The sequence below is a fragment of the Ectothiorhodospira variabilis genome (assembly GCF_022227625.1).
GTDB lineage: Bacteria > Pseudomonadota > Gammaproteobacteria > Ectothiorhodospirales > Ectothiorhodospiraceae > Ectothiorhodospira > Ectothiorhodospira haloalkaliphila.
In genome coordinates this window covers 378003-400298 of record NZ_JAJNAO010000002.1, presented here as the reverse complement: position 1 = coordinate 400298, position 22296 = coordinate 378003, and the positions used below count along the sequence as shown (strand labels likewise).

Here is a 22296-nt window from a genome sequence, read left to right as displayed (position 1 = left end):
TGTGTGAGCTTGTGGGAGCGGGCCTTGCCCGCGAAAGGGGTGCCCTGGGCCCCGCTGAGGTGACTCAGCATTGGTTGCTGTCGGTGGCTGAGTCCTCAGGTTTCACCCTTCGCACCCAGCGCTTCAAGCACGGCGTCGGCGGAGCTTTCCACCACCTGCCGGGGCTTGTCCACGCCGAGCCATTCCACCCGGCCATTGTCCACGATCATGGCATAGCGTCGGGAGCGGGTGCCCATGCCGCCGCCGGAGGCGTCCACGTCCAGGCCGACGGCTCGGGTGAAGTCGGCGTTGCCGTCGGCGACCATGAGGATGCGGTTGCCCACTTCATGGATCTCTCCCCAGGCATTGAGCACGAAGATGTCATTCACCGCCACGCACATCACCCTCTCAATCCCAGCCGCCTTGAGCCGATCATGGCGGGCGATGAAGCCGGGCAGGTGGATGCCGGAGCAGGCGGGGGTGAAGGCGCCGGGGACGGCGAACAGGGCCACCCGGAAACCGGTGAAGAGCTCCGAGGTGGAGATGGGCTGGTCCCCCGCGGGTGTCATGATGCGCAGGGTGACCTCGGGAATCGGGTCACCGGTCTGGATGGTCATGGCTGGCTCCTCCTTGGGGTTTGCGAAGCCCGGCATTTTAGAGGCGACTTATGATGAGTGGCCAGTCGGCCCGGGCCGGTATGGTTTGATCCTGTCGTGGCTTGTATCCTGACAGCATTGGCCACCTGAAAGATACCTGACCATGAAGATCAAGGAACAGTCCCTGCAGATCAAACGCATGGTGGAGCAGGGGGATATCCGGCGGATGTCCCGCTCCCAGGCCTGGTCGGTGGGTGCCGTGCGGGCCATGATGGGCATCGGCCGGGAGGTGTCCGGCGGTCAGCTGAATCTGCATGCCATGAGTCTGGTGTATACCAGCCTGCTGTCCGTGGTGCCGTTGCTGGCGCTGTCCTTTTCCGTGCTCAAGGCATTTGGTGCCCACAATGCGGTGGAGCCCTTCCTGCTCACGCTGCTGGAGCCCCTGGGGGAGCAGGGGGAGGAGGTGGTTGCCAACGTCGTGGAGTTCGTGGAGAACATGCGCGTGGGGGTGCTGGGGTTCATCGGCCTGATCTTCCTGTTCTTCACGGTGGTGGGGCTGATCCAGAAGGTGGAGGCGGCCTTCAACTACATCTGGCACGTGCACACGCCCCGCAATTTCGTGCAGAAGTTTTCCAATTATCTGAGTGTGATCCTGGTGGGGCCGGTGCTGGTCTTTTCCGCCCTGGGGATCACCGGCACGGTGATGGCGACCGACATCGTGCAGCAGGCCATGGAATACGGGGTCGTGGGTCAGTCGGTGGAACTGTTGTCCAAGCTGGTGCCCTACCTTCTGGTGACCCTGGCCTTCACGTTCATCTATGTGTTCGTGCCCAACACCCATGTGCGGCCGCTGCCGGCACTGATCGGTGCGCTGGTGGCTGCCATCCTCTGGCAGAGCGTGGGATGGGGGTTTGCGTCCATGATGGCGGGCTCCACCCGGTACGACGCCATCTATTCCGGCTTTGCCATCATGATCATGCTGCTGTTCTGGCTGTATCTGAACTGGCTGATCCTGCTGGTGGGGTCGCAGGTGGCCTTCTACCTGCAGAATCCCACCTATCTGCTGATCACCGATGGAGATTCGGCCACCCTGTCAGGCAATCTGCAGGAGCGTCTGGCGCTGCGCCTGATGCAGATCCTGGGGGCGCGTTTCTATGAGGGCGGTGAGCCCCTGTCCCGCGGGGAACTGGCGCATCATGTGGGTCTGCCCGAGGAGGCCCTGGACCGGGTGCTGCAGGCCCTGGAGAAGGCGGGGCTGTTGGTCCCCACATCGAAATACCCCACCCGCTACCTGCCGGGGCGGGACCTGGGCCAGATCGCGCTCAAGGATATCCTCGATGCGGTGCGGGGCTACGGCAACTCCCTTCCCGGCGAGCAGGAGCCCAGCCTGGATGACCAGGTGGCCCGGGTCTGCCAGGAGATGGAACAGGCGCTGGATGGCGCCCTGGCCAGTCAGTCACTGCGTGATCTGGTGCATCAGCAGCCGAAGAAGGAAGATGGAGTCTCGCCCGGGCAGGCCGCCTCGACCTGAGGAAAATCCATGACGAACGACTGATCTACGGCGATCTGGCGCGGCAGATGGCCTGATCATCAACGGTCATCGTCTGCTGCACCCAGAAGCGCCCTGAAGCGCTCGCCATGGCTCATGGCTGCCTCCCGTAAGGTTTGCCAGCCATCGGGTGGATGACCCTCCCTGAGCATCTTTTGGAAGACGGCGTAAGCGTCATGCTTGCTGTCGTAGGCGCGCTTGGTGGATTCGTCGTTCACCCAGGCGTAAACGATAATCCTGCTGGCGAGGTCGTAGCGAAAGAACAGCCGGTACTGCTGGTAGAACTTGGCCCGACGCCAATGGCTGTGCTCCGTGCCGAGGGTGTTCCCTTGACGGTACTGAGGCCCCGAGGGATCTTGGGGAATGTCGTTCAAGGCCAGTTTCACGATGGCTGCAAGGCGCTTGGTGGCTGGTTTGCCGCGATATCCAACGGGATCCTTTTCCTGGAGTCGTTTCACCTTTTCGGTGAGCATTTCGACCTGTTCAATGAACAGTGGATGGGCGTAAATGGTCCATCCGTTCACCTTCAGCGGGGTCATGCGTCGTCGTCATCCTCTGGCAACACCTCGTCCATATCCACTTCAACGCCTGACGTGAGACGCTCAGCCTCGGCAAATGTGCTGGCAGTGACCGCCTGAATGTTTTCCGGATGCTCCTGCAGATCGCGCTCCAGGAAGGCCAGGAAACTGGTCATCACGGGATCTCGGCTGGACTCGTCACTCGCACGTGAGAGCACCACTTCCCCATTCGGGCGAATGGTGTAGTGGATCCGGTCACGGCGTTTCAGCTTCAGGGCATGACGAACCGTTGCCGGCACCGTTGTCTGGTAGCGATCTGTCAGAGTGGAGTCAGCTTCAATGGTCGTGTTCATGTCGTTCTCCGCCCGGCGGCACTGCAAGGGTTACGGGAAGAAGGTAATGCATTCGCATTGCCTGGTCAATGAAGCCGCCTGCCCGTTGTTCAGCCAGGAGGCCCGCAGGGCTGTCCGACGTACGTTAATGGCACGGTGATGAACGGTCGCCACGAGCCGCGCCTATCAAACCCCTGTCATACTCCGTCTCTAACATGGCGACTCTGATTCTCAGGTGAACCAGTCGTGGGGTCTTGCCAAGACCTCACCCAAGAGACGTCATGACCAGCACGCTTCCCTCGCGACCCCCTCAGCGGGTTGATCACCGCGGCACGCCCATGGATCGCCGGATTGGCCGGGATCTGCTCGTTCATGTGGAGCCGGCCCATCCGGAACACACCAACGAGGAGATCGCCGAGCGCTTCGCCGCGGATCGGGCCCTGCAGAATCTGCCCGTCACCTTCGGGCAGCGTCCCATGGGGCTGATCAATCGCAGCCTGTTCCACAACATGATGGCGAAACCGTTCTATCCGGAGCTGTACAGCCGGCAGAGCTGCATTGCCTTCATGGACAAGAGCCCTCTGGTGGTGGAGGCCGGCCTTCCCATTCACGAACTGACATCACTGGCCATCCAGGCCGGCGAAAAGGTGTTCGTCGATGGCTTCATTCTGGTGGAGGATGGCGAATACGTGGGTGTGGGTCAGATGCTGGATCTGATGCAGGCGATGACGGAACTCCAGGAGCGACAGCACCGGCAGCTGAGAGAAAGCATCGATTACGCCAGCATCCTGCAGTCGTCACTGCTCAAGCCCTCCTGTCAGGCCATGGCCGAAGCTCTGCCGGAACAGCACTGGCTGTGCTGGCGCCCCCGGGATGTGGTGGGCGGCGACTTCTACCACTTCCTGCCTCTGTCCGACGGATTCCTGGTGGGCCTGTTCGACTGCACGGGCCATGGTGTGCCAGGTGCCTTCATGACCCTGATCGCCGTCGCGGCCCTGGAACGGGCCCTTGCCGAACACGGTCCGGACGACCCGGCGGCCCTGCTCAAGGCCATGAATCGCCGTATCAAGCAGAGCCTGAATCAGCAGATGGGCTGCGACCGCCACGCCCATCGACTGGAGAACTCCGACGATGGTCTGGATGGGGCGATCCTGCGTTACCACGCTACCAGACAGCAGATTCGTCATGCCGGTGCCCACATGCCCCTGTTCCGCCTGATGCCCGGCACGCAGGGGCAGTGCGAGATGGTCAAGGGCGACCGGGCGGGGGTGGGTTACACGGGCATCCATTGGGATCAGGAGTGGCAAAACCAGACGCTGGAATGCCAGCCCGGAGAAAGGCTCTACCTGGTCAGTGACGGTGTGATCGACCAGATCGGTGGCGACAAGCGCATCGCTTTTGGCAAGAAGCGCCTGCGCCAATGCCTGCTCGACACACGCGACCTGAGCCTGTCCGGGCAGGGCAAGGCTCTTGAGAAGGCACTGGACGACTATCGCGGGGACGAGCCTCCCCGTGACGACATCACCCTCATCGCCCTGGCATTGCCCGGACATCCTTCCTGCTGAGGTTTCCCCAATGAATCAAGCACTGTGCATCTGTGCCGAAAAGCCCCAGGACTGCGCACGGCAAAACGGCGACCTGATCTTCTACTACGTGGGGGATTTCTCCCAGAACATCATCCATGCCATCGGCGACGCAGTGAAGCTGCGGCTGGAAGCCAGCGAGACTTCGGGCAGCACCCGGCGCAAGCTGTTTTCCATCTTCATCGAGATGGCGCAGAACATCATCCACTATTCCAGCGATCCCTTGCATGCGGATGATGCGTCGGCCGGGGAGATACGTGCCGGGTCGGTGTGCATCTGCCGCTCTGGCGAGCGGTTCCAGATCATCTGCAAGAACCCTGTCACCCGCGAATGGGCCGATCAGCTGCAGCAGACCCTGTCCGCCCTGCGGGAGATGTCCCGGGAAGAGATCAAGCGTTCCTACCGCCAGCAACTGCGCGCCGCCGAACCGCCGGCCAACAGCAAGGGCGCAGGCCTTGGGCTGCTCACCATTGCCCGGGACAGCACCGCACCCATCGACTACGAGATCGGTGAACATCCCACGGGCGATCTCACACTCACGCTGCGCGCTTACCTTTGATGTTCAATGGGAGAACACACCGATGGACAATCGTCTTTACATTCCCGCCAGCCCGGACACCCCGGAGGTGGACTTCGATTTCGAGGCCTGTCATCTGCGCCTGCGCGGGGAGTCCTACCCAGAGAGTGCCGTGGCCTTCTACCATGACATCCTGGAGCGCACCCGGGCGTTCCTTGAGGGCTGCAAGGACACCGAGATCCAGGTCACCATCGAACTCAAGTACTTCAACAGTTCCAGCACCAAGATGCTCTTCAATCTGGTGGACATGCTCAACTATTCCATCGTCCGGGGTAATCACATCCGGTTGAACTGGATTCATGACGAGGACGATGAAACCATCCTGGAGTTCGGACAGGAACTGGCCGAGGACTTCCCCGATATCGATTTTCGTTCCCTGCCCACACAGGCACTCTGAGATGACCGCGCCCGACCTGTTTGCCCGGGAAAAGGCCGCTCTGAGCCGGGCCAAAGAGGCCCTGGAACAGGGAAACGGCGAGATTGCCCACCGTGCCCTGGCGGATCTTGCCCAGGCCTTCGACCGCATGATTCGCGACACGGGTCGGCTGATCAACCACGCGGACCGTACCGAACGTGAACTCAACCGGGCCAATCAGAAACTGCGGGAGCTCACCGAAGAGCTGACCTTCAGAAGCCGGCACGATGGGCTCACGGGGCTGCTCAACCGCGAAACCTTCATTGGCGAAACGGTCTCGCTGATGGCCTCCGGGACGGTGATCCTGCTGCTGCTGGACATCGATCACTTCAAGCAGGTCAATGACCGCTACGGCCACCCGGTGGGCGACAGGGTGATCGTCGGCGTGGCCCGGGTACTGTGTGCACGGGCGCCCGGGCAGGCCCTGTGCGGGCGCCTGGGTGGCGAGGAGTTTGCCATCCTCCTGCCCCATGGGCACTGGGCCAGCGCGCTGCATCTGGCCGAGGACATCTGTGGCGGTATCCGGGATATACGGGAGCCCGCTCACCCGGGACTGCGGGTCACAGCCTCCATGAGCGCGGCTGCCAGCGCCCCCGGCACCCGTTTCGACACGCTCTACGTCTGTGCCGACGACGCCCTCTACCGGGCCAAGTCCCTGGGGCGGGATCGCATCGAGACGGTGGCGGACTGGATCACCCCAGACGCCTGACCGGGGGCTTGTCCGTCACGATATCTTGTTGATCGCTGCCGAGGCGGCGGTCAACGAACAGGGTGTTCCCGGGTTTCTGCTTGGCACAACGCTTGACCTCGCTGGCCCGCTGGGCGATGTCCAGGTGCGACTCGAACAGGCCGGGGTCCACCGGTACCACCCCGATGGAGAGGCTCAGCAAAGGAAAGAAGCGAGGTCGTCCCTGTCGATCCAGCAAGGTGACCCCTCCGGTTGCCCGGTCGCCTGCATCGTAGAACTCCCCCACCTGCTCAGCAAAGGCCTCCAGCAGCCATTTGCACCGCGCGTGCCCTTCTCCTTCCCCGTTGAAGACCAGGATGAAGTCATCGCCACCCACGTGCCCCACAAAATCCCCCTGCCGCCTGGGCAACCTGCGCACCAGGTCCCCCAGCGCACGGATCACGCGGTCGCCACGGGCGTAACCATAATGATCATTGAAGGGCTTGAAGTGGTCCAGGTCGCAGTAGGCCACGGTGAAGGGCTGGTGGGTTCCCAGCAGCCCGTCCAGGTGCTCGTTGATGGGCACATTGCCCGGTAGCTGGGTGAGCGGATTGGCATATCTTGCGTAATGCACCTGAAGCTTGGTGAGCTTCTTCAGAAGCTCCACCAGCCAGCCGACCCCCAGGTAGTCGCCGGTGTGCGGATCAATGATCACGAATTCCTGATCCACCTGTCCATGGGCGGAGATGGCCTCGCTCAACTCTTCCAGGGGCTGATCGGCGGGCACCAGCAACGGATCCACGCGCATGAAATAGCGCAGCGGACTGCGATCATGCAGTTCGCGGGTGAAGCGCTGGGAGTAGAGCATGAGCAGCTCATGGCGTCTTACCATGCCGACAGGTCGACCCCTGTCCACCACGGGAAGGCAGTGCAGATCCGGTGATGTCTGGAATTGCGCCACCGTGTCCGCCAGCGTCTGGTTGGGGTTGGCCACCGGATTGGGGTGGATCAGTTCCTGGGCCCGGTTGCGGGGTGCCGGGAACCAGTCCTGCGGGTCCCACGATCGCTCGTGTCGAGGCCTTTCAGCGGCCAGGGTGGGCTCGGCCGCGGGCCGGGCAATATGGTAGCCCTGCCCCAGCGGGATGCCCAGATGTCGAATGACCTCGTATTCCGCCGCGGTCTCGATCCCTTCGGCAATGATCCGGGTGCCAAGGCCGTGGGCAATCTCGTTGATGGAGCGCAGAAACTGCCGCTTGACGTCATCGCGGTCGACGTTCTGCACGAAATGCATGTCGATCTTCACGTACTCGGGCTGTAACTCGGACCAGTGCCGCAGGCTGCTGTAGCCGGCACCCAGGTCGTCCAGGGCGATGGAAAACCCCATGTCCCTGTAATGCCGCACGGCGTCGCGCATGATGGAATAATCGATGATGGGTTCCTGCTCGGTGAGTTCGATCACCACCCGATCCGGTGGGATGCCGACCTCTTTGAGGAACCGCAGGGTCACCCCGTGTATGGCCTTGCGGTCCAGCAACACGTCGGGCGTCACATTCAGGAACAACTTGCCCGCAAGCCCCAGGTGCGCAAACTGCCCGAGGATCACCTCCCGGCAAAGCACATCCAGTTCGAACAGTCGTCCCTGTCGCCGGGCCTCCGCCAGGAGCTTTTGCGGGGCGTGCCAGGGGCTGTCGGAAGGCCCTCTGATCAACCCCTCATAGCCCGCCACCTTTCCATCCCTCATGTCGACGATGGGTTGAAACAAGGCATGAAGATGCCCGCCCGCGATGATGTGGTCGAGCGTTTGACAACTGGACATTCGGCTTCCGATAGGTCTGCGGTTGGTTAGCAGCTCAATCAGGAGCTTATCGTGTTCTGGTGACAGGGCTGTGACGACTGCTCAAGAACCTCCCCGCTCGGCCAGGCGCGAATCACGGCATTCACCAGGGTGGCGAGGGGGATGGCGAAGAAGACGCCCCACAGCCCCCAGAGACCTCCGAAGATGATGACCGCGACGATGATGGCCAGGGGATGCAGGTTCATCATCTCCGAGAACAGCAGCGGCACCAGCACATTGCCATCCAGCATCTGGATGACGGTATAGGCCAGCATCACGTGGATGAAGGGGGCGCTGAACCCCCACTGAAAATAGGCGACCAGCGCCACCGGCAAGGTGACGGCGATGGCCCCCACCAGTGGAATCAGCACGGAAAGGCCCACCAACAGGGAGATCAGCAGGGCGTAATTGAGGCCCAGCATCCAGAACACCAGATAGGTCACGCCCCAGACAATGACGATTTCAATGAACTTGCCCCGCACGTAGCTGGAGATCCTTACATGGACCTCCTGCCAGACCACCTGGACGAGACCGCTGTCCCGTGGCAGAAAGCTCGCGAACCATGCCAGTATCAGCGCCTTGTCCTTGAGCAGGAAAAACACCATCAGTGGCACGATGATCAGGTACACCAGCAGGTTGATCATCTGCATGGCCGACATGAGCGTGAGGTTCAACACCCTTTGGCCAAGAACGATGGATTGCGCCCGCAGGGCACCCATCACCTCCCGCACCTGATCCTCGGTCACCATGTGGGGGTAATTTTCTGGTAACTGCAGCAGCATACGCTGGCCTTCCAGGATCATCCTGGGCAACTCCCTGACCAGCTGCCCGATTTGCTGCATGAGGATGGGGACGACCACCAGCACCACACCCAGCATGACGCCGAGGAACAGCACGAAGCACAGGGTGACCGCCAGGAGCCGGGGCAGGCCCCGTTGCTCCAGGGCGTGCACGGCCCACTCGAGCAGATAGGCGATGATCACTGCGGCGAGCAGGGGGGCAAGCAACTGCCCGGCCAGCACCAGGACGACGAGCCCCATCACCAGAAAGGCCGCCAGCACGAAGACCTGAGGGTTGGAAAAATGGCGGGAATACCATTCCCGAAGGAGAGTGAACATGAGCCTTTATCAAGCGTCCCGCCGGGGTGGCGCGATCATCCGAGGGTGCCACGACCGCATGTTGGCTCGACGACATCCCGACGACGATGCGATGACATGGCAGGGGTGTGTGCCCTGTCGCATGACCGGGGTCCGGGATGCGGCGTCCCTGGCCTCTTGACTCAGGGCTGGGGCATCTGGCGGGCATTGCCCTGATCGCCGGGGTTTGCAGCCTGCCATGGTCATCGGCCCTGTCCATGGAGACTGAACGCTGGACCGCCCCCGACGGCACGGCACTGCGCGAGGCCGTCTGGCACCCGGACGGGCAGAGCCTGGGTACCCTGATACTGCTCCCGGGATACCAGGAGTTTGCTGAAAAGTACGACGAACTCGCCCACTGGGCGGCCCTGCAGGGTTGGCGGGTTCGACTTCTTGAATGGCGCGGCCAGGGCCTCTCCGAGCGCCCCCAGGCGGATCCGCATCGTGCTCATCATGACGATTTTGGCGTGGCTGCCGCCGATCTGCTGCACTGGATGGCGGATCAGGCCCACCAGGATCACGGGCCCCGGGTCATCCTGGCCCATTCCCTGGGTGCCCACCTGGCGTTGCGAGCGCTGGTGGATGGCGATGTGGGTGCTGTGGATGCGCTCATCCTCTCGGCGCCCATGCTATTGCCCAACACGGGGCCTTATCCCGTCTGGCTGGCCGAGCGCATCGCGCGCCTGGCGGTGGGCCTTGGGCTGGGGGAGTGGTACGCGCTGGGACAGGGACCGTACGATCCCAAAAGACATCGGTTTGCCGGCAATCCGGTCACCGGCAGCCTGGCGCGCTGGTCGGTTCACCATGATCACTTCCGGGAACGCCCCGAACTGGCGCTCGGCGGCGTCACCTGGGGATGGCTGGATCAGGCCTTGCGTTCCCGGCGTCTCATCAAGCGCAAGGCCGCCGACACCATCCAGCACCCAGTGCTGCTGCTCTCCGCCCCCGCCGACCGGCTGGTGGTGGCAGAACGACACCCGTCATTTTGCGACCTGCTGACCCGATGCACCCTGATCCGTTATCCCGGTGCCCGCCATGAGCTGCTCATGGAGGAGGATCGCATCCGGGATCGGGTGCTGGGGGATGTGCTGGGATTCCTCGAGGCCCAGTCTTCCCGGTGATGTCATCAAAACGTCATCTTACTTTCACAAAGACGACACTCCCGCTTCCCATACTCTCCCTCGTCAAAACCGGTTTCCGCCCCGGATTATCTGGGGTGGCGGTTGTCTTGCCATCCATCCCGTGAGAAGAGGAATGTCATGAAGCACCTCAAGAAAGCCTTTGTCGCCGCCGGCGTGTCCGCCGCGCTGGTGATGGCCGGCCCCGTCCAGTCCAGTGAGGTCGACCCGAACCTGCCCACATACGAGCGTGTCTCGGGTATCTCCGGCAACCTGTCCTCCATCGGTTCCGACACCCTGAACAACCTCATGACCCTGTGGGCCGAGGAGTTCAATCGCTTCTATCCCAATGTGAACATCCAGATCCAGGGTGCCGGTTCGGGCACGGCGCCGCCGGCCATCACCGAGGGCACCGCCAACTTCGGTCCCATGAGCCGCACCATGCGTTCCTCCGAGAAGCAGTCCTTCGAGGAGCGCCATGGGTATCCGCCCACCGAAGTGGCCGTGGGTATCGACCTGGTGGCGGTGTTCGTGAACAAGGACAATCCCATCGAAGGCATGAGCCTGGCCCAGGTGGACTCCGTGTTCTCGGAAACCCGCCGCTGCGGCGCCGATGAGCGCGTCACCCGCTGGGGTCAGCTGGGTCTCGGCGGTGGCTGGGAAAGCCGTGATATCGCGCTGTACGGTCGCAATGCCGTGTCCGGCACCTACGGCTTCTTCCGCCAGCACGCCCTGTGCGGCGGTGATTTCAGCGATGACGTGAATGAGCAGCCGGGTTCCGCTTCCGTGGTGCAGGGCGTCACCGAGTCCCTCAATGGCATCGGTTACTCCGGCATCGGCTATCAGACCGCCGGCGTCAAGGCCATCAAACTGGGCCAGGAAGAAGACAACCTGTTCGAGCCCAATGCGGAAAATGCCCTGACCGGCGACTACCCCATGGCCCGTTCCCTGATGCTGTATGTCAACGCCCATCCCAACGATGGTCTGCCCCCGCTGGAGCGTGAGTTCCTGAGAATGGTGCTCTCCAGGCAGGGTCAGGAAGTCGTGGCGCGTGACGGCTTCGTGCCGCTGCCCGAGTCGGTGGCCGGTCGCATGCGCGCCGAGCTGGGTCTCGAGTGAAGCGGGGCAGGGTGGGCATTCCACGCCCGCCACCCCAGCCAGGGCCCCGCCACTCGCGGGGCCCTGGTTCTTTTACACGTTCACGCTTCATGACGCCGTCACGAAACTGTCACGTTCGTGGGTTAGCGTGAGCGCCGATACGGTGGGCCCCGCTGGGGCGCCACCCCGTCTTTTCCCTCATCAAGACGACGAGCACCATGAGCACAACCAACCCGGCCATCGGTAGGGGTGGCGAAAGCCCCCGGGATGTCGCCCTTCTGCCCAGTGGCGACAAGCGCGCCCGGCTCAGGAAGTGGCGCTATTTCAAGGACGGCGTGTCCCGCTACGGCGTGGGTGCCGGTGGCATCGGGGTGGTGGTCGCCCTGGGGCTGATCTTCGTCTACCTCTTCTATGAAGTGGTTCCCATGCTCCTGCCGGCGGATGTCACGCCCCATGAGAGCTATCAGATCCCCGGTGAGCCCGCGGCGCAGACCCTGCACCTGGCCATGGAGCGTTATCAGGAACTGGGGGTACGGTTCTCGGACGACGGTGTGGCCACCTTCTTCGAGACGCCCGATGGCGAGGTTCGCAACTCGGTGGACCTGCCCATTCCAGCAGAGGCGCGCATCACCAGTTTTTCCGCCGCCGAGGCGCGCCAGCGTCTGGTGGCCTATGGCTTGTCCGACGGTACGGCTGTGGTGGCGCGACACGACTACGACCTGACCTACCCGGACAATGTGAGGCACATCGAGCCCAAGCTCACCTTTCCTCTGGGCGAGGATCCGGTGGTCATGGACCCTCGAGGGGAACCGCTGATCCAGGTGGCCATCCAGGAGGGTAGCCGCGGCTTTGCCATCGCCGGCCTCACCGCCGACAACCGCCTGGTCTTCAGCCTGTATCGCACCTCCACCAACGTGTTCACCGGCGAGACCCGGATCAATCACAGTGCCTATGAACTGCCATCGCCCCCTGGTGTGACACGTCGCGTGCTGGTGGACGCGGATCACCGCGCCGTGTTCGTGGCGGACAATGAGTCACGCATTCACTATTACGATGTGTCCACCCCGAGCAACCCGCGCCGGGTGGAGGCGGTTCGCGTGGTGGGAGATGACCATGACGTGACCGCCATGGAGTTTCTGGTGGGCACCCAGTCCATCATCGTCGGCGGATCGGATGGATCCCTCACCCAGTGGTTTCTGGCCCGGGATGAGGAGAACGTGCGCCGTCTGCGGCATGTGCGCAGTTTCGAGTCGCAACCGGCGCCCATTGCCAGCATCTCGCCGGAACTGGGCCGCAAGGGCTTCCTGGTGGGGGATGCGGCCGGCGGCCTGAGCATTCACTATGCCACGTCCAATCGCACGCTGATGCAGGACACCATCCTGGACGGGCCCATCCAGGCCATCGGTGTGTCGCCGGTGAATCGGGCCCTGCTGGTGCTGGGGCCCGACGGCCAGATCCTGCCCATGACCCTGCGCAACCCCCATCCGGAGGTTTCCCTCAGCGCCCTGTGGGGCAAGGTGTGGTACGAGGGGCGTGACGAGCCCACCTACACCTGGCAGTCCTCCGGGGCCACGGATGATTTCGAACCCAAATTCAGCCTGGTGCCGGTGACCCTGGGGACCATCAAGGCGGCCTTTTACGCCATGCTGTTCGCCACGCCGCTGGCCATCATGGGGGCCATCTACACGGCCTATTTCATGCAGCGCCACCTGCGCGGGATCGTCAAGCCCACCGTCGAGGTCATGGAGGCCCTGCCCACGGTCATCCTGGGCTTTCTCGCCGGTCTCTGGCTGGCGCCCTTCATCGAGGCTCATCTTCCGGCGGTGTTCAGCATCTTCATTCTGCTGCCGTTGCTGATGCTGGCGGTGGGGTTTGCCTGGACACGCCTGCCCGAGGCGATTCGCGCCAGGATCCCCGTGGGGACGGAAATGCTCATCCTGATCCCCGCCGTGCTGCTCATGGTGTGGGTGTGTGTCCAGTTGAGCCCCATGGTGGAGGTGTGGTTCTTCGATGGCAGCACCCGCCAGTGGCTCACCGACATGGGCATCACCTATGACCAGCGCAACGCCCTGGTGGTGGGTATCGCCATGGGCTTTGCCGTCATTCCCACCATCTTCTCCATTGCCGAGGATGCGGTCTACACCGTGCCCCGGCACCTCACCCAGGGCTCCCTGGCCCTGGGGGCCACGGCCTGGCAGACGGTGGTGGGCGTGGTCCTGCCTACCGCCAGCCCCGGCATCTTTGCCGCCGTGATGATGGGCTTCGGTCGCGCCGTGGGCGAGACCATGATCGTGCTCATGGCCACGGGCAACACGCCGGTCATCAACTTCAACATCTTCGAGGGCATGCGCACCCTGTCGGCCAACATCGCCGTGGAACTCACCGAAACGGCGGTGGGCAGCACCCATTACCGCATCCTGTTCCTCTCGGCCCTGGTGCTGCTGGTGCTCACCTTCGTGCTCAATACCGCCGCCGAGATCGTGCGCCAGCGTCTGCGCCAGCGTTACAGCAACCTGTAGGCCGGAATCCTGAACGATGACACTCAAGCAATGGTTTAAAAGCGGTTCTCCCTGGGTGTGGCTCAACGCCGGCGCCATCGCCATCAGCATGATCATGGTGGTGGGGCTGCTGTCGCTGATCCTGGTGCGCGGGTTCTCCCACTTCTGGCCGGCCCCCATCCTGGAGACCACGGTCACCCAGCCGGACGGCCGGCAGGTTCAGGTGATGGGCGAACTGTCCCGTTCCCAGACCTTGCCCGCCGAGGTGCTCAGGGATGCCGGCGTGGACATCCCCCGGGAGATCAATGTGGTCACGCGCCACCTGATCAAGCAGGGCAACCGGGATGTCTGGGGTCGTGACTTCGTCTGGTATCCGGAAACCGGGATGGAGGAATGGCGTTTCCCGGCGGACGCCATGCGCCTGGAGCGACGGGAAAGGGGGGACTTCTTCGGCTATCCGGTCCGCCTGATGGAGGCGGGCCGCACGGTGGCCGAGGGGGATGACCTGTGGCCGGCGCTTCAGCAACGGGTGGCGCGCGCCAATGACATCTTCGACGAAATCCGCCGCATCGAGCGGCGCGAGATCGGCAGCGTCAACCAGCGCATGGAACGGGTGCGTCTGGATGAGCGCCGCCTGGAGATGGACCGACGTGCCGGGCGCATCGATCGCGCCACTCAGGAAGAGGCCATGGCGGAGCTTGAAGCCCGTCGCGCCGAACTGAACCAAGAGTTTGCCGTGTTGCAGGAGCGCCTGGACACGCTCTATCAGGACGTGCGCCGGGACACCCTGGTGGCCCGGGTATCGGATGGTCGGGAAGTGGATTTGTCACTGGCCCAGATCATCCGCGCCGTCAAGCCCAACGACATGTCCGTGGTCTCCAAGATGGGCCTGTACGTGGCCCAGTTCTGGGACTTCCTGAGCGGCTATCCGCGCGAAGCCAATACCGAGGGCGGCATCCTGCCCGCCATTTTCGGCACGGTGACCATGGTGTTCGTCATGTCCATCATCGTCTCCCCGTTCGGGGTGCTGGCGGCCATCTACCTGCGCGAATATGCCCGCCAGGGGCCGCTGCTGCGCATGATACGCATCTCGGTGTACAACCTGGCCGGGGTACCCTCCATCGTCTTCGGGGTATTTGGTCTGGGGTTCTTCGTCTACTTCGTGGGCGGGGCCGTGGACCAGCAGTTCTTCCCGGAGGCACTGCCATCGCCCACCTTCGGTACGCCGGGGCTGCTCTGGGCCTCGCTCACCCTGGCGCTGCTGACCTTGCCGGTGGTGATCGTGGCCACCGAGGAGGGGCTGGCGCGCATCCCCAGCACCATCCGTCACGGCAGTCTGGCGCTGGGGGCCACCAAGGCCGAGACTCTGTGGAAGGTGGTGGTCCCCCTGGCGACGCCGGCCATGATGACCGGGCTGATCCTGGCCATTGCCCGGGCGGCCGGCGAGGTGGCCCCCTTGATGCTGGTGGGCGTGGTCAAGCTGGCACCGACCCTGCCCGTCGACGGCAACTTCCCCTTCATCCACCTGGAACGCAAGATCATGCACCTGGGCTTCCATATCTTTGACGTGGGCTTCCAGAGCCCCAATGTGGAGGCGGCCCAGCCGCTGGTCTACGCCACGGCCATGACATTGGTGGTGCTCATCGTCATGCTGAACCTCACGGCCATCAGCATCCGTAACCGGCTGCGCGAGAAGTACCGCAGCGAGTCCGATTGATCCGCCATCAAGGCCTGAATACAGAGAATGACGCCAATGGATGCCACAATGACCCAGACCGACAACAGCGCGCCGGCCTCGAGCCACGGCATTGCCTCGAGCCTGTTCGAGAACCCCAACGCCAAGCGCCTCAAGCTGTCCGATGAGCGCATTGCCCTGGAGGTGAAGGACCTGAACCTCTATTACGGCGAGGAACAGGCGCTGAAGAACATCTCCTTGAAACTTGCCGCCAACCGGGTGACCGCCTTCATCGGCCCCTCCGGTTGCGGCAAATCCACCCTGCTGCGTTGCTTCAACCGCATGAACGATCTGGTGGACGCCTGCCGGATCGAAGGTTCGATCAGCCTGGAGGGCAAGGACATCTACGACCGCAAGGTGGACGTGGCCGAATTGCGCCGCCGGGTGGGCATGGTGTTCCAGAAGCCCAACCCCTTCCCCAAGTCCATCTTCGAGAATGTGGCCTATGGGCTTCGGCTCCAGGGGGTGCGCAACCGCCAGGTACTGAGCGAAGTGGTGGAGCGCGCACTGCGCGGGGCGGCCCTCTGGGATGAGGTGAAGGACCGCCTGAACCAGAATGCCTTTGGCCTTTCCGGCGGTCAGCAGCAGCGCCTGGTGATCGCCCGCGCCATCGCCATCGAGCCGGAGGTCATCCTGCTGGATGAGCCGGCCTCGGCCCTGGACCCCATCTCCACGGCCAAGATCGAGGAACTGATCTATGAATTGAAGGAGGATTACACCATCCTGATCGTGACCCATAACATGCAGCAGGCCGCCCGTGTTTCCGACTACACGGCCTACATGTACCTGGGCGAGATGGTGGAATATGGTGACACCATGACCCTGTTCACCAACCCGAAAAAGAAAGCCACGGAAGACTACATCACCGGTCGCTACGGTTAACGTCGCGGGCACGGTCATCAGTCATCATTTGATACAGCATTTTATCGAGGCACACGGCGATGGATCAGAGCAGTCTGAGTGGTCACTACCTGGAAAAGTACAACGAAGAGCTGGAGACCCTGCGGCGTCGTGTGCTCAACATGGGCAACCTGGTGGAGCGGCAGGTGGCCAACGCCGTGAAGGCCCTGACCACGGCAGACACGGCCCTGGCGGACGAGGTGATCCAGGAAGATGTGCGGGTCAATAGCATGGAGGTGGCCATCGACGAGCACTGCTCCGAGATCCTGGCCCGGCATCAGCCGGCCGCCAGCGACCTGCGGTTCATCCTGGCCATCATCAAGACCATCACCGACCTGGAGCGCATCGGAGACCAGGCTGAACGGGTGGCCCGCATGGCAGTGCATCTGGCGGAGAAGGATCGTCCGCGCAATCAATATGGTGACGTGCAGGCCCTGGGAGAAAAGGTGACGCAGCTGGTGCACAACGCCGTGGATGCCTTTGCCCGTCTGGATGTGGATGCCGCGGTGGCCACTGCCCGGGAGGATGTCAACGTGGACAGGGACTACGAGGCGGTGATGCGTCAGCACATCACCTTCATGATGGAAGACCCGCGCACCATCTCCCGGGCCCTGGACGTGGTCTGGGCCATCCGCGCCCTTGAACGCGTGGGCGATCACTCCCGCAACATGTGCGAATACGTGATCTACCTGGTCCGCGGCAAGGATGTGAGGCACATCAGCCTGGATGAGATGGAACAGGTGGCCCGGGGAGGCGAGCCGGAGGGGGAGTCGCAGTAGCCGGGTGCCGAGAATGACGCCAGCGGCGGGTTCTGCTAGTTTGGAGGGCCCGGACAGGAGGTACGATGAACGACCAGGACATCCGCTGGCAGCAACGGTTTGCGAATTTCAACAAGGCGCACGCGCAATTGCTGGAAGCGCTGGAGTTGATGGAGCAACGGCCGCTCAGCAAGCTGGAAAAGCAGGGGACCATCCAGGCGTTTGAGTTCACCTACGAACTGGCCTGGAACCTGCTGCGCGACTACATCCTCTGGCAGGGCGATGCCCGGGTATCCGGTTCCAGGGATGCCATACGGGAGGCCTTCAATCGCCAGTTGATCAGTGATGGCCACGGCTGGATGGCGATGCTGCAAGACAGAAACCGCACAGTGCATACCTACAATGAGGCCACTGCCAATGAAATCCTGGCCCATGTGCGTCAGCGTTATGCTGCCCTGTTTCGTGAACTCGCACAGACGTTTGCTGAATTGGCCCATGACCAGAAGTCCGAACCTGGGGGCCATTGATCATGTCGGCAGGGCGGTTCGGGTTGACCGAAAATGATGTGATAAAGCTGTGCAGCGTTTTCGAGCGCTATCCGCAGGTGCGCGAGGTCATCATTTACGGCTCGCGCGCCAAGGGCACCCATCGACCTGGGTCGGACGTCGACCTCACCATCCTGGGCTGCGTCGATTGGCAGGTTTTTAACCAGCTGGAACTGGACCTCGACGACCTGTTGCTGCCATACAAGATCGACCTCTCGCTGTACGAGCAAATCGATGATGCCGACTTGAAGTCCCATATCGAGCGCGTGGGGCAGACACTGTTTTGCGCAGCGCAGCGGTCGAACTATAGCCCCGAGCTCGCCCGAGACTGAAGGAAAGCAGGCTTGAGCCCCTCTCCCGCAGGCGGGAGAGGGGTTGGGGTGAGGGCCGGCGCCCGATGCAGCGCCTCCTCCCGGCTGTGATTGGACCAGTGCATGAGCCGGATATTGCCTTGAAAATCCTCCAGCAACGCCGTGCAGTGCTCCACCCAGTCACCGTCATTGCAGTACAGCACACCATCGATGCGCTCGATCCCCGCCTTGTGGATGTGGCCGCAGATGTAGCCGTCATAGTTCCGCTCGGCAGCCCGGCCGGCCGCCGCCGCCTCGAATCGCCGGATATACTCCCGGGCCTTGCCCACGCGGGTCTTCACATGCCCGGATAACGACCAGTACGAATGCCCCATGCGCATGCGCCAGGCGTTGTAGGCCTGATTGATGCGCAGCAGCACCTTGTAGGCTCCGTCCCCCAGCGCCTTGGCCAGCCGGTTGTGCTTCACCAGGGTGTCGAACTCATCCCCGTGGCTCACCAGAAAGCGACGCCCATCAGCGGTCACATGCTCCGCCTGACGCTGCACGCTCACCCCCTGGAACACCGTGCCCACGAACGCCCGCAGGGCCTCGTCATGGTTGCCGGGGATGTAGATCACCCGCGTGCCCGCCTGGGCCTTGTCCAGGATGCACTGGATCACCGCGCTGTGATCGGTGCTCCAGTAAACGCTGCGCTTCATGCTCCACAGGTCGAAGATATCACCCACCAGATAGAGGGACTCGCACTCGGTGGACTCGAGAAAGTCCAGCAGATAATCCGCCCGGGACTGGCGCGTGCCCAGGTGGACATCGGAGAGGAAGATGCTGCGGCAGTGGATGCTGGCCATGATGAGGATGTCCCGTTTGGAGTCTGCGCCGATTATCCCCGCCTGACATGACCGTCGGATCAAGGGTGGATGGCATTGGGATGACGATGAGGGGCGGTGCGCATGAAATGCCGCTGATAGCGCGCAGGCAGGTCTTCACGCTTGAGCAGGATGAAGACGTCCGCGACCCTGAAATCCGGGTCCCAGCAAGGTTCGCCGCCGGTGCGGGCCCCCAGGCGCAGATAGGCCTTGAGCAGGGGTGGCATGAGGGGTTGCTCGGGCAGGGCAGGGGGGCAGGGGGGGAGCGGCAGTCGGGGCATGACCCGCAGCGCTTCGGGCACCAGGTATTTTTCCCGCAGCCGCTCCATGATGGCATGGGCCTGGTGGCCGCCATCCTGCATGGGGATGCTGGCGCAGCCGATCAGGTGGTCGATGCGATGGCGTGACATGAACTGGGCGAGGCCTGCCCAGAGCACGCCGATGGCGGCGCCGTTGCGATAATCCGGATGGACGCAGGTACGTCCCACCTCCATCACGCGGCCTTCAAGTCGGGCCACTTCACCCAGCTGGAATTCGTTCTCGGAATAGAATCCGCCAGCCAGGCGGGCCTGCTGATCCAGGAGGATGCGGGTGCTGGCCACGGCAGCGCCGGTTTGGGTGTCGCGCACCAGCAGATGGTGGCAATAGCGGTCGTACCGGTCCTGATCCAGGCCGCAGATCACCGAGGCCTGACTCAGTTCGGCCCCCATCTCTTCGGCGAACACCTGATAGCGCAGCCGCTGCGAGGCCATGATGTCCGCGTCATCCCGGGCCACATCCGCCCGGAGCATGTTCCGGGGCAGGTTCCATTGACCTTCGTTGAGGATCGCTGTTTGCATGTCGTCTGCTTTCCCGCCCAATAAGGCATGCGGGCAGCGCCCCTGGCGCCACCCATTGAACCGTTCACCCCGGGGTGCTCTCCCAGGGTTCAGCGCCCATGCTGAATGAGTGATCTTTCAGGCCGGTGAAGCCATCGTGATTCTTGTGTTGCAAGGCGCATAAAAAAGGCCCGGGGGTAGGACCGGGCCAGGATCGCCATGCTTTGCAGAGGAGTGGGGCGTCCCTGCCCCGATACACACAGGGTGTGATCAGAAGTCGTAACGCATGCCCAGGGAGAAGGCGGTGGCCTTCTCGCCGGCGGCCCCACTGGGGCTGGCGGTACGGGCGGCGCTCCAGGAGGTCAGGCTGGAATCATCGTCGTTGTCCATGACGGCGATGTTGCCGTAGAAGCGCAGGGCGCTGTCCAGGCGATATTCCAGGCCGATGGCGTAGAGGTTGGCATCGTTGTCATCCAGGTCGGAATCCAGGGTGAACCAATGGGCATTCAGGTAGACGTTGGGGCTGGCCTTGTACTGGCCGCCGAAGCCCCAGACCTTGCCTTCTTCACCTTCCAGGTTTTCGTCCTGACGTCCCGTATTCTCGGTCACCTGGTACAGGGCGCCCAGACGGAATTCCGGGGTGATCTGGTAGGAGCCGGCCAGGCGCCAGGCGTCGGCGTTGTAGTCGAGGGCAGCGGTATCCGGTTCGTCCGCATCAAATGCACGATAGATGCTCTGATTTTCATAGGCCAGCACCACATTCACCGGCCCGTTGCGGAAACCCAGGGAGGTACTCACCGCGCGGTTCTCGGCATCCTCCACAGTGGACTGGCCGGAGTTGTCGGCCGAATACTGGATATCCCACACCAGCCCGTTCAGCGACGGTGTGCGGTAATGGATGCTGTTTCTGAACCGCTCGTCGAAGCGACCGTGGTCGTTGGTGCGGGTCAGGTTGCGCATGTCGCCCACCTGATCACCGAAAAAGTTGGCCGGGCCGCGGGCGCGCTTGAAGGGTGTGTCGAACTTGCCCACGCGCAGCATGCCCCAGTCGCCCTTCAGGCCGGCGAAGGTATCGCGGGTGGCGAATTCACCACCGTCAGTGTCGAAGTCGATCTGCTGTTCGATCTGGAAGATGGCGGTGAGGTCATCCGCGAACTGGCGCTCACCCTTGAAGCCCAGGCGGCTGGAGTTGCTGGAGACGTTGAATTCGCTGTAATCGTCGCCGTCGTTCAGAATGTCGGCAGACAGATGTGCCCGCCCATACAGCGTCATGTCGGCCACGGCCAGGGCCGGCATGGACATACCCACGGCCACCATGGCCGCAATCAGTTTCTTGTGATGCATGTGAATGACTCCCCAAGTCTATGAGTGGAAAGGCTGTCCCGAGCCTGTCTAACCGGGGAGAAATATGGCGGTGCAGCGTTAAAATGCCGTGAACAAACCATGAAGTTGTGATGAAATCACCACAGGTGTTGCGTGAGTGCAACGCTTTTTGCGGTGCCGGGTTTATCCTGCTGTCATGTAGAGCCATTACCCTGAGTCGCTGGTTCACGACTCAGGAGTGTCACGCTCATGCGAGTCATCATCGGCTATTCCATGCGTTCGGGCAGCACCCTGCTGGCCCACATCCTCTCTGGCCATTCCCAGGCCCGTGCCTACAGCGACATCAGTTCCAACTGGGCACTGGTCCGCATTGCACTGGGGCTGCAGCCACCTGGCATGATCTGCATCAAGCCCGTTGACCTGCTCTATTTGCAGCGACACGTGCGGCTCTGGGATCGCTACGATCGACGTATCTGGCTGGCCCGAGACCCTCGGGATGCCTATCTGTCCTCCGTGGAGTCGGGGTATGCCTATCTGCTCTGGAGGCGGGGTCGCAGGGAGGAGGGGATCGACGTGGGCCTGCTCAAGCGCTGGCGGCGTATCTACGACACCTATCTCGATGATCCGGATCCCTGGTATCGGATCCACTACGAAGACCTGGTGGCCAGGCCCGATGCCACGCTGGCGGGCCTGATGAACTACCTGGACCTGCCCCACGAAACACTCTACCCCTTCCAGACCTTCGACATCCTCCACGGCGGCGACTACAAGATCGCCCGCTCCAACACCGTGCGGGATGACTCGCGGCATCGTTATCAGCGGGAATTGACACCGGCGCAACTGGAGGTCTTCGACCGGTATCTGGGAGATCACATGAGGGCCCTCCAGTATCCGCTCAGCGGAGATCTGACTGGTTCCATCGGAAAATGTGATGTGGCTCGCACTCCCGTAACCTGTCAATAGAGTGTCAAGGATTCAAAACCCACCCGTCATACAGCGCCCATAGGGTCGACCTGCAGCATGGATGAGTGACTGTCCCATGGCAGTGGAAGGGGCGGCGTTCACCGCGCGGCATCCTCCGGGGGCCGTTTCGGCCATCCGGATTCCAGTGATCTGAACGACGATTGTCGAAGAGGTGGTGTG

The 22296-nt window shown here is 62.7% G+C and carries 22 protein-coding genes; 14 read left to right on the top strand and 8 right to left on the bottom strand.

Going from position 1 to position 22296, the window contains the following annotated elements:
• Positions 1-95: 95 nt before the first annotated feature.
• Positions 96-596 carry a peroxiredoxin gene (locus LPW30_RS04525; RefSeq protein WP_239680197.1) on the bottom strand — a complete coding sequence of 167 codons (501 nt, stop codon included), beginning with the start codon at positions 594-596 and terminating at the stop codon, positions 96-98.
• Positions 597-738: 142 nt separating this feature from the next.
• Here LPW30_RS04525 and LPW30_RS04520 point away from each other — a divergent pair, with 142 nt between their 5' ends.
• The gene (locus tag LPW30_RS04520) at positions 739-2106 is read left to right on the top strand and encodes a YhjD/YihY/BrkB family envelope integrity protein (protein ID WP_025282507.1); all 1368 of its coding nucleotides are present in this window, start codon (positions 739-741) and stop codon (positions 2104-2106) included.
• 59 nt (positions 2107-2165) lie between these two features.
• Here LPW30_RS04520 and LPW30_RS04515 read toward each other — a convergent pair whose 3' ends face one another.
• Together LPW30_RS04515 and LPW30_RS04510 are read right to left on the bottom strand one after the other, a co-directional pair.
• The gene (locus tag LPW30_RS04515; RefSeq protein WP_239680196.1) at positions 2166-2663 is read right to left on the bottom strand and encodes a type II toxin-antitoxin system YhaV family toxin; all 498 of its coding nucleotides are present in this window, start codon (positions 2661-2663) and stop codon (positions 2166-2168) included.
• Positions 2660-2995, bottom strand: coding sequence for a type II toxin-antitoxin system PrlF family antitoxin (locus tag LPW30_RS04510; RefSeq protein ID WP_238624817.1), 336 nt, complete (start codon positions 2993-2995; stop codon positions 2660-2662). The genes LPW30_RS04515 and LPW30_RS04510 overlap by 4 nt, the downstream gene beginning before the upstream one ends.
• 260 nt (positions 2996-3255) lie before the next feature.
• Between LPW30_RS04510 and LPW30_RS04505 the strand changes: the two genes are divergently transcribed.
• The 4 genes from LPW30_RS04505 to LPW30_RS04490 are packed head-to-tail and all read left to right on the top strand — an operon-like array spanning position 3256 to position 6258.
• Entirely contained in the window at positions 3256-4539 is a 1284-nt protein-coding gene (locus LPW30_RS04505; RefSeq protein ID WP_239680195.1) for a SpoIIE family protein phosphatase, read from the top strand.
• 10 nt (positions 4540-4549) lie between these two features.
• A complete protein-coding gene (locus LPW30_RS04500) occupies positions 4550-5116 on the top strand; it encodes a SiaB family protein kinase (protein WP_238624814.1) in 567 nt (188 codons plus the stop codon).
• A 22-nt stretch (positions 5117-5138) separates the two neighbouring features.
• On the top strand, positions 5139-5531 hold the full coding sequence (locus tag LPW30_RS04495; protein ID WP_025282502.1) for a DUF1987 domain-containing protein: 393 nt from the start codon (positions 5139-5141) through the stop codon (positions 5529-5531).
• Between the two features lies 1 nt (position 5532).
• Complete coding sequence (locus LPW30_RS04490; RefSeq protein WP_025282501.1) at positions 5533-6258, top strand: GGDEF domain-containing protein; 726 nt, start codon at positions 5533-5535, stop codon at positions 6256-6258.
• On the opposite strand, the gene LPW30_RS04485 is transcribed toward LPW30_RS04490, so the two are convergent.
• Together LPW30_RS04485 and LPW30_RS04480 are read right to left on the bottom strand one after the other, a co-directional pair.
• Entirely contained in the window at positions 6242-8032 is a 1791-nt protein-coding gene (locus LPW30_RS04485) for a GGDEF domain-containing protein (protein WP_239680194.1), read from the bottom strand. The two genes, LPW30_RS04490 and LPW30_RS04485, sit on opposite strands and share 17 nt — an antisense overlap.
• 38 nt (positions 8033-8070) lie before the next feature.
• Positions 8071-9168: an AI-2E family transporter gene (locus tag LPW30_RS04480; protein WP_239680193.1), complete on the bottom strand. Its 1098-nt coding sequence runs from the start codon at positions 9166-9168 to the stop codon at positions 8071-8073.
• 137 nt (positions 9169-9305) lie between these two features.
• On the opposite strand from LPW30_RS04480, the gene LPW30_RS04475 reads away from it, so the two are divergent.
• The 8 genes from LPW30_RS04475 to LPW30_RS04440 all read left to right on the top strand — a co-directional run bounded on the left by LPW30_RS04475 (position 9306) and on the right by LPW30_RS04440 (position 18170).
• The gene (locus tag LPW30_RS04475; RefSeq protein WP_239680192.1) at positions 9306-10307 is read left to right on the top strand and encodes an alpha/beta fold hydrolase; all 1002 of its coding nucleotides are present in this window, start codon (positions 9306-9308) and stop codon (positions 10305-10307) included.
• 138 nt (positions 10308-10445) lie between these two features.
• Entirely contained in the window at positions 10446-11423 is a 978-nt protein-coding gene (locus LPW30_RS04470; RefSeq protein WP_239680191.1) for a PstS family phosphate ABC transporter substrate-binding protein, read from the top strand.
• Positions 11424-11620: 197 nt separating this feature from the next.
• A complete protein-coding gene (locus LPW30_RS04465) occupies positions 11621-13921 on the top strand; it encodes an ABC transporter permease subunit (protein WP_239680190.1) in 2301 nt (766 codons plus the stop codon).
• Positions 13922-13937: 16 nt separating this feature from the next.
• Positions 13938-15617: a phosphate ABC transporter permease PstA gene (gene pstA / locus LPW30_RS04460; protein WP_239680189.1), complete on the top strand. Its 1680-nt coding sequence runs from the start codon at positions 13938-13940 to the stop codon at positions 15615-15617.
• 48 nt (positions 15618-15665) lie between these two features.
• A complete protein-coding gene (gene pstB, locus LPW30_RS04455; protein ID WP_035369605.1) occupies positions 15666-16517 on the top strand; it encodes a phosphate ABC transporter ATP-binding protein PstB in 852 nt (283 codons plus the stop codon).
• Between the two features lie 59 nt (positions 16518-16576).
• The gene (phoU, locus tag LPW30_RS04450) at positions 16577-17314 is read left to right on the top strand and encodes a phosphate signaling complex protein PhoU (RefSeq protein WP_238624807.1); all 738 of its coding nucleotides are present in this window, start codon (positions 16577-16579) and stop codon (positions 17312-17314) included.
• Positions 17315-17379: 65 nt separating this feature from the next.
• Positions 17380-17820, top strand: a complete 441-nt coding sequence (locus tag LPW30_RS04445) for a nucleotidyltransferase substrate binding protein (protein ID WP_238624806.1) — start codon at positions 17380-17382, stop codon at positions 17818-17820.
• 23 nt (positions 17821-17843) lie between these two features.
• Positions 17844-18170, top strand: coding sequence for a nucleotidyltransferase domain-containing protein (locus tag LPW30_RS04440; RefSeq protein WP_238624805.1), 327 nt, complete (start codon positions 17844-17846; stop codon positions 18168-18170).
• Here LPW30_RS04440 and LPW30_RS04435 read toward each other — a convergent pair.
• The 3 genes from LPW30_RS04435 to LPW30_RS04425 form a co-directional block, all read right to left on the bottom strand.
• Positions 18143-18994 carry a UDP-2,3-diacylglucosamine diphosphatase gene (locus LPW30_RS04435; RefSeq protein ID WP_238624804.1) on the bottom strand — a complete coding sequence of 284 codons (852 nt, stop codon included), beginning with the start codon at positions 18992-18994 and terminating at the stop codon, positions 18143-18145. The genes LPW30_RS04440 and LPW30_RS04435 overlap by 28 nt on opposite strands.
• 59 nt (positions 18995-19053) lie before the next feature.
• Entirely contained in the window at positions 19054-19851 is a 798-nt protein-coding gene (locus LPW30_RS04430; RefSeq protein WP_239680188.1) for a GNAT family N-acetyltransferase, read from the bottom strand.
• Positions 19852-20100: 249 nt separating this feature from the next.
• Positions 20101-21174 (bottom strand): porin, encoded by a 1074-nt coding sequence (locus LPW30_RS04425; protein WP_239680187.1) that lies wholly within the window; start codon positions 21172-21174, stop codon positions 20101-20103.
• 228 nt (positions 21175-21402) lie between these two features.
• Here LPW30_RS04425 and LPW30_RS04420 point away from each other — a divergent pair, with 228 nt between their 5' ends.
• Positions 21403-22116: a sulfotransferase family protein gene (locus LPW30_RS04420; RefSeq protein ID WP_239680186.1), complete on the top strand. Its 714-nt coding sequence runs from the start codon at positions 21403-21405 to the stop codon at positions 22114-22116.
• The last annotated feature ends 180 nt before the right edge of the window (positions 22117-22296 follow it).

Bases quoted from the DNA above. Each gene is read 5' to 3' on its own strand.
- LPW30_RS04485 (WP_239680194.1), bottom strand. From the start codon at position 8,032: ATGTCCAGTTGTCAAACGCTCGACCACATCATCGCGGGCGGGCATCTT.
- LPW30_RS04525 (WP_239680197.1), bottom strand. From the start codon at position 596: ATGACCATCCAGACCGGTGACCCGATTCCCGAGGTCACCCTGCGCATC.
- LPW30_RS04500 (WP_238624814.1), top strand. From the start codon at position 4,550: ATGAATCAAGCACTGTGCATCTGTGCCGAAAAGCCCCAGGACTGCGCA.
- LPW30_RS04490 (WP_025282501.1), top strand. From the start codon at position 5,533: ATGACCGCGCCCGACCTGTTTGCCCGGGAAAAGGCCGCTCTGAGCCGG.
- LPW30_RS04505 (WP_239680195.1), top strand. From the start codon at position 3,256: ATGACCAGCACGCTTCCCTCGCGACCCCCTCAGCGGGTTGATCACCGC.
- LPW30_RS04445 (WP_238624806.1), top strand. From the start codon at position 17,380: ATGAACGACCAGGACATCCGCTGGCAGCAACGGTTTGCGAATTTCAAC.
- LPW30_RS04515 (WP_239680196.1), bottom strand. From the start codon at position 2,663: ATGACCCCGCTGAAGGTGAACGGATGGACCATTTACGCCCATCCACTG.
- LPW30_RS04470 (WP_239680191.1), top strand. From the start codon at position 10,446: ATGAAGCACCTCAAGAAAGCCTTTGTCGCCGCCGGCGTGTCCGCCGCG.
- LPW30_RS04430 (WP_239680188.1), bottom strand. From the start codon at position 19,851: ATGCAAACAGCGATCCTCAACGAAGGTCAATGGAACCTGCCCCGGAAC.
- LPW30_RS04465 (WP_239680190.1), top strand. From the start codon at position 11,621: ATGAGCACAACCAACCCGGCCATCGGTAGGGGTGGCGAAAGCCCCCGG.
- LPW30_RS04475 (WP_239680192.1), top strand. From the start codon at position 9,306: ATGCGGCGTCCCTGGCCTCTTGACTCAGGGCTGGGGCATCTGGCGGGC.
- LPW30_RS04510 (WP_238624817.1), bottom strand. From the start codon at position 2,995: ATGAACACGACCATTGAAGCTGACTCCACTCTGACAGATCGCTACCAG.
- LPW30_RS04425 (WP_239680187.1), bottom strand. From the start codon at position 21,174: ATGCATCACAAGAAACTGATTGCGGCCATGGTGGCCGTGGGTATGTCC.
- phoU (WP_238624807.1), top strand. From the start codon at position 16,577: ATGGATCAGAGCAGTCTGAGTGGTCACTACCTGGAAAAGTACAACGAA.
- pstA (WP_239680189.1), top strand. From the start codon at position 13,938: ATGACACTCAAGCAATGGTTTAAAAGCGGTTCTCCCTGGGTGTGGCTC.
- LPW30_RS04495 (WP_025282502.1), top strand. From the start codon at position 5,139: ATGGACAATCGTCTTTACATTCCCGCCAGCCCGGACACCCCGGAGGTG.
- pstB (WP_035369605.1), top strand. From the start codon at position 15,666: ATGACCCAGACCGACAACAGCGCGCCGGCCTCGAGCCACGGCATTGCC.
- LPW30_RS04435 (WP_238624804.1), bottom strand. From the start codon at position 18,994: ATGGCCAGCATCCACTGCCGCAGCATCTTCCTCTCCGATGTCCACCTG.
- LPW30_RS04480 (WP_239680193.1), bottom strand. From the start codon at position 9,168: ATGTTCACTCTCCTTCGGGAATGGTATTCCCGCCATTTTTCCAACCCT.
- LPW30_RS04420 (WP_239680186.1), top strand. From the start codon at position 21,403: ATGCGAGTCATCATCGGCTATTCCATGCGTTCGGGCAGCACCCTGCTG.
- LPW30_RS04520 (WP_025282507.1), top strand. From the start codon at position 739: ATGAAGATCAAGGAACAGTCCCTGCAGATCAAACGCATGGTGGAGCAG.